General features: G+C 56.2%; 1 rRNA gene. It reads right to left on the minus strand.

The features are described from left to right. Positions 1-10: 10 nt before the first annotated feature. Positions 11-1,983, minus strand: a 23S ribosomal RNA gene (locus tag G6030_RS00380); the annotation flags it as partial.

A 1,983-nucleotide genomic window follows, 5' to 3' on the forward strand; every position in this document is an offset into this window, starting at 1 on the left:
AAAGGTGTTTGTGTGTAAGTCCTCGGCCGATTAGTACCGGTCACCTGCACGCATTGCTGCGCTTCCAGTTCCGGCCTATCAACCCCATGGTCTGTGGGGGGCCTTAACCACGCGAAGGTGGTGAGAAACCTCATCTTGGAACAGGCTTCCCGCTTAGATGCTTTCAGCGGTTATCCCTTCCGAACGTAGCTAACCAGCGATGCTCCTGGTGGAACAACTGGCACACCAGAGGTTCGTCCGTCCCGGTCCTCTCGTACTAGGGACAGCCTTCCGCAAGTTTCTTACGCGCGCGGCGGATAGAGACCGAACTGTCTCACGACGTTCTAAACCCAGCTCGCGTGCCGCTTTAATGGGCGAACAGCCCAACCCTTGGGACCTACTCCAGCCCCAGGATGCGACGAGCCGACATCGAGGTGCCAAACCATCCCGTCGATATGGACTCTTGGGGAAGATCAGCCTGTTATCCCCGGGGTACCTTTTATCCGTTGAGCGACACCGCTTCCACATGCCGGTGCCGGATCACTAGTCCCGACTTTCGTCCCTGCTCGACGTGTCAGTCTCACAGTCAAGCTCCCTTGTGCACTTGCACTCAACACCTGATTGCCATCCAGGCTGAGGGAACCTTTGGGCGCCTCCGTTACTCTTTGGGAGGCAACCGCCCCAGTTAAACTACCCACCAGGCACTGTCCCTAACCCAGATCATGGGCCGAGGTTAGACGTCCAATACGATCAGAGTGGTATTTCAACAACGACTCCACACACACTGGCGTGCATGCTTCACAGTCTCCCACCTATCCTACACAAACCGAATCGAACGCCAATACCAAGCTATAGTAAAGGTCCCGGGGTCTTTTCGTCCTGCCGCGCGTAACGAGCATCTTTACTCGTAATGCAATTTCGCCGAGTCTGTGGTCGAGACAGCAGAGAAGTCGTTACGCCATTCGTGCAGGTCGGAACTTACCCGACAAGGAATTTCGCTACCTTAGGATGGTTATAGTTACCACCGCCGTTTACTGGGGCTTAAATTCTCAGCTTCGCCTTGCGGCTAACCGGTCCTCTTAACCTTCCAGCACCGGGCAGGCGTCAGTCCGTATACATCGACTTACGTCTTCGCACGGACCTGTGTTTTTAGTAAACAGTCGCTTCTCTCTGGTCTCTGCGACCACCCCCAGCTCCCACCGCAAAGGGTGTTCACCGGGCGTGGTCCCCCTTCTCCCGAAGTTACGGGGGCATTTTGCCGAGTTCCTTAACCACAGTTCTCTCGATCGCCTTGGTATTCTCTACCTGACCACCTGTGTTGGTTTGGGGTACGGGCCGTGTATGAACTCACTAGAGGCTTTTCTCGGCAGCATAGGATCACTGAATTCCCCACAACGGGTACGCATCAAGTCTCAGCCTTTGGTGTGACACGGATTTGCCTGTTGTCACGGCCTACACTCTTACACCAGTACAACCACTGACTGGCCCAGCTACCTTCCTGCGTCACCCCATCGCTTGGCTACTACCAGATCAGGTCCCGCGCATCCCCACCACGTACACCGAAGTGTCTCTAGGTGGTTCAGGGCGGTTAGTATCACTGATTCACCATGGGCGCGCATACACGGGTACGGGAATATCAACCCGTTGTCCATCGACTACGCCTGTCGGCCTCGCCTTAGGTCCCGACTCACCCTGGGCAGATTAGCTTGACCCAGGAACCCTTGGTCATCCGGCGGACGAGTTTCTCACTCGTCATTCGCTACTCATGCCTGCATTCTCACTCGTGTGGCCTCCACACCTGGATCACTCCGGCGCTTCTATGGCCACACGACGCTCCCCTACCCACCCACACACCTGCCCGGAGGAGGTTATTGTGTGAGTGCCGCGGCTTCGGCGGTGTACTTGAGCCCCGCTACATTGTCGGCGCAGGACCACTTGACCAGTGAGCTATTACGCACTCTTTCAAGGGTGGCTGCTTCTAAGCCAACCTCCTGGCTGTCTCAG

Origin of the sequence: Dietzia sp. E1 (assembly GCF_014145015.1) — a bacterium.
Classification (GTDB): domain Bacteria; phylum Actinomycetota; class Actinomycetes; order Mycobacteriales; family Mycobacteriaceae; genus Dietzia; species Dietzia cinnamea_A.